The organism is Chelativorans xinjiangensis (assembly GCF_009812055.1).
Lineage (GTDB): Bacteria > Pseudomonadota > Alphaproteobacteria > Rhizobiales > Rhizobiaceae > Chelativorans > Chelativorans xinjiangense.
Genome location: NZ_WQNH01000103.1, coordinates 1 through 4,384 on the forward strand (window position 1 = coordinate 1; position 4,384 = coordinate 4,384).

At 66.8% G+C, this 4,384-nt stretch carries 4 protein-coding genes; all 4 read left to right on the forward strand.

Going from position 1 to position 4,384, the window contains the following annotated elements; genetic code table 11:
- Window positions 1–291: 291 nt before the first annotated feature.
- The gene (locus tag GM910_RS26725; RefSeq protein WP_159593911.1) at window positions 292–1,620 is read left to right on the forward strand and encodes an NAD(P)H-dependent oxidoreductase; all 1,329 of its coding nucleotides are present in this window, start codon (window positions 292–294) and stop codon (window positions 1,618–1,620) included.
- A gap of 2 nt (window positions 1,621–1,622) precedes the next feature.
- Complete coding sequence (locus GM910_RS26730; protein WP_159593913.1) at window positions 1,623–2,657, forward strand: thiamine pyrophosphate-dependent dehydrogenase E1 component subunit alpha; 1,035 nt, start codon at window positions 1,623–1,625, stop codon at window positions 2,655–2,657.
- Entirely contained in the window at window positions 2,657–3,655 is a 999-nt protein-coding gene (locus GM910_RS26735) for an alpha-ketoacid dehydrogenase subunit beta (RefSeq protein WP_159593915.1), read from the forward strand. Before GM910_RS26730 ends, GM910_RS26735 begins: the two co-directional genes overlap by 1 nt.
- A 2-nt stretch (window positions 3,656–3,657) precedes the next feature.
- Window positions 3,658–4,384: E3 binding domain-containing protein (locus GM910_RS26740; RefSeq protein WP_159593917.1), on the forward strand; the 727-nt coding region annotated here is incomplete at its 3' end.

Below are 4,384 nucleotides of genomic sequence, written 5' to 3' on the forward strand. Positions count from 1 at the left end.
TTCCCTCGACCTGCCGGGAGAGCAGGTTTCGCTCAACTGAGGGAGCCTGATGAATTCAGGCCGGGTCATTCCAACCGCCGTCATCCCGGACAGCCTGCGCTTCGCGCCGGCTGTCCGGGATGACGGCGGTTGGAATGACCCGGCCTAATCTCATCCCGCTCCAAGGCATCTTCCCCCGCCCACGTCAAAAGCGGGCCGTCATTGCCGCATATGATGGACAATCGTATTGACATTGAAACATATGTTCCATAGTCAGGAGGAAACCAAGCGGTTTTCGGGAGGACTGACAGAATGGCCACGAACGTTGCCTTGACCGGGCTTGCGCGCGATCTCGCGGAGCGGGAGAAGGCCGGCCGGCCGATCCGCATCGGCCTCGTCGGCTCCGGCGAGATGGGCACCGACATCGTCACCCGCGTCGCCCATATGGCGGGGATCGAGATCGGCGCCATCGCCGAATTGAACCTGCCGGCCGCAAGCAAGGCCGTCGACATCGCCTATCGCGAGGAGGGCCACGCGCGCGAGGCCACCAACGCTTCCGCGATGAGTGAGGCCATGGAAGCGGGCAAGGTCGCCGTGACGGAGGACGCGGATCTCCTCATCGGCAACGATCTCATCGATGTGGTGATCGACGCAACCGGCGTGCCCGCCGTCGGCGCCGAGATCGGCCTTCACGCCATGGAGCATGGCAAGCACCTCGTCATGATGAACGTCGAGGCCGACGTCACCATCGGCGCCTACCTGAAGAGCGAGGCCGACCGCCTGGGCGTCACCTATTCGCTTGGCGCCGGCGACGAGCCGTCCTCCTGCATGGAGTTGATCGAGTTCGTCTCCGCCATGGGCCACCCGATCGTCGCCGCCGGCAAGGGCAAGAACAACCCCCTCAATATCGACGCCACCCCCGATGCCTACCGGGAAGAGGCCGAGCGCCGCAACATGAACCCGCGCATGCTGGTCGAGTTCGTCGACGGCTCCAAGACCATGGTGGAGATGGCGGCGATCGCCAACGCCACCGGCCTCGTGCCAGACAAGCCCGGCATGCACGGCCCCGCCGCCACGCTGGAAGAGCTCTCCTCGACGCTGATCCCCGAGAAGGACGGCGGCGTGCTCTCCCGTGTCGGCGTCGTCGATTATTCCATCGGCAAGGGCGTCGCCCCCGGCGTCTTCGTCGTCGCCGACATGTCGCATCCGCGCATCTCCGAGCGCATGGAAGACCTGAAGATGGGCAAGGGTCCCTATTTCACCTTCCACCGCCCCTACCACCTCACCTCGCTCGAAGTGCCGCTCACCTGCGCCCGTGTCGTCCTTTACGGCAAACCGGACATGGTTCCGCTGTCGCGTCCCGTGGCGGAAGTCTGCGCCGTGGCCAAGAAGGACCTGAAGCCCGGCGAGGCGCTCGATGCCATCGGCGAATACTGCTACCGCGCCTGGATCATGACGGCAGGGGAGGCCCGCGCCGCTAATGCCGTCCCCTGCGGCCTGCTTCAGGGCGGCTCCGTGACGGCGCCCATCGCCAAGGGCGAGCTCATCACCCACGCGAACGCCGCTCTGGCGCCCGGCTCGAAGATCGCCGAGCTGCGTGCAAGGCAGGACAAGCTCGTCTTCGGGAACGCGGGAGACTGACCATGGCGACGACGCGCGCGAGCGCCGGAACGGCCAAGGCCGGCGCCAACCTGCCCTTCCTCTATCGCCACCACGACAAGGACGCCCTGAAAGAGGCGCTCTACAAGATGCATCTCATCCGCCTCTTCGAGGAGGGGGCGGAGGAGTCCTATATGCGCGGCCTCATCCACGGCACCATGCACCTGTCCATCGGCCAGGAGGCGAGCGCCGTCGGCATCTGCCTGCCGCTCACCGACGACGACCAGATCACCTCCACCCACCGCGGCCACGGCCATTCAATCGCCAAGGGCGCCGAGGTCTCCAGGATGTTCGCCGAGTTCTTCGGCAAGACCACCGGCTATTGCCGTGGCCGCGGCGGCTCCATGCACATCGCCGACGTGTCGAAGGGCAATCTCGGCGCCAACGGCATCGTCGGCGGCGGCATTCCCATCGCCGTCGGCGCCGCCCTCTCGGCCAAGCGGCTCGGAAACGGCAAGGTGGTCGTCTGCTTCTTCGGCGACGGTGCCAACAACGAGGGCGCCTTCCACGAGGCGCTCAACATGGCCGCGATCTGGAAGCTGCCGGTCGTCTTCGTCTGCGAGAACAACCAGTACGGCATGTCCACCTCCACCGAGCGCTCCACCGCCGTGAAGGACATCGCCGAGCGCGCTAGCGCCTATGCGATGCCGGGCGTGATCGTCGACGGCAACGTGCTGTCTGAGGTGGCCGAGGCCTCCCACCAGGCCGTCGAGCGGGCGCGGGCGGGCGAGGGGCCGACGCTGATCGAATCCAAAACCTACCGCTATCGCGGTCATTCCAAGAGCGACCGCAACCGCTACCGCACCAAGGGCGAGATCGAGGATTGGATGACCAACCGCGATCCCATCGCCCTCTACGAGGCCGAATTGAAGGCACTGGGCATCGTCAGTCAGGACGAGATCGACGCGGTGCGCGCGGCAGCAGCGAAGGAGATCGCCGAAGGCATCGAATTCGCCAAGGAAAGCCCGGCGCCCGAGACCGCCGACCTCGAACGCTATGTCTACACGGAGCCCGCCTGATGGATGCCCAGCCGCGTGAACTGAGCTACGCGCAGGCGATCCAGGAGGCCATGGCGCTCGCCATGGAGGCGGACGAGCGCGTCTTCCTGATGGGCGAGGACATCGGCGTTTACGGCGGCGCCTTCCAGGTCACGGGCGATCTCGTCCACCGCTTCGGCGAGGAGCGGGTGATGGATACGCCGATCTCCGAGCTCGGCGGCGCCGGCGTCGCCGTCGGCGCGGCCGTCACCGGCATGCGGCCGATCTTCGAGTTCCAGTTCTCCGATTTCGCGGCGCTCGCCATGGAGCAGATCGTCAACCAGGCGGCCAAGATGCGCTTCATGCTTGGCGGCGCCGTCTCGGTTCCCCTCGTCATGCGCTTTCCCGCGGGCTCCGGCACGGGCGCTGCGGCCCAGCACAGCCAGAGCCTGGAAGCCTGGCTCGGCCATGTGCCGGGCTTGAAGGTCGTTCAGCCCGCCACGCCGCACGATGCCAAGGGCACGCTGCTGGCCGCGATCGACGACCCCGATCCGGTTATGATCTTCGAGCACAAGCTCCTCTACAAGATGAAGGGCCCCGTGCCGGAGGGCCACTACACCGTGCCCATCGGCAAGGCCGAGATCCGCCGCGAGGGGCGCGATCTCACCATCGTCGCCACGTCGATCATGGTGCACAAGGCGCTGGAGGCGGCGCAGACGCTGGAAGGCGAGGGGATCGACGTCGAGGTTGTCGACCTGCGCACCGTCCGGCCGATGGATCGCGAGACTGTCATCGACAGCGTCAGGAAGACGAGCCGGCTCCTCTGTGTCTACGAGGGCGTCAAGACGCTGGGCATCGGCGCCGAGGTCAGCGCCATGATCGCCGAGAGCGATGCCTTCGACTTCCTCGATGCGCCCATCGTCCGGCTGGGCGGCGCGGAAACGCCGATCCCCTACAACCCCGAGCTGGAAAAGGCGACGGTACCCCAGGTGCCGGACGTCGTGCGGGCGGCCCGCGATCTCGTAAAGGGAGCGCGCTGATAATGCCTGTGGAAGTCATTCTGCCGAAGGTCGACATGGACATGGCGACGGGGCGGATTTCGCGCTGGTACGTCGAGGAGGGAGCGGCCGTCGAAAAGGGCGACCTCCTGTTCGAGATCGAGACCGACAAGGCGGCCATGGAGATCGACGCCCCGGCAAGCGGCATCGTCCGCGACATTTCCGGCAGGGGAGGGGTGGAGATTCCCGTTGGCCAGGCGGTAGCGTGGATTTACGCGGAGGGCGAGGCTCCAATCTCCCCTGGGGGCGGGGCTATCGCATACGAGTCATTTTTGCCGGTTTCGCCGGAACCCCCACCCCTCACCCCTCCCCTCAAGGGGGAGGGGGATTCTGAGACGTCGGCGCCCCCCTCCCCCTTGAGGGGAGGGGGTCCAAGCAAGGACTCACAATCCATATTCAATCATCCTGCCACAGTGGGGGAGATTACGCCTACATCGAACGTCCGCGCCTCCCCGCTCGCCCGCCGCATCGCCCGGGAGGCCGGCATCGACCTTGCCGCCGTTGCCGGCTCCGGCCCGCGCGGCCGCGTCGTGAAGGCCGACGTCGAGGCGGCGCTTTCGGGCGCCGCCCCCGCTGCCAAAGCGCCCGAAGCGCCGGCCCCCACGCCCAAGCCCCCCGCGCCGATGTCGGACGACCAGGTGCTGAAGCTCTTCGAGGAAGGCTCCTACGAGCTCGTGCCGCATGACGGCATGCGCAAGACCATCGCCCGCC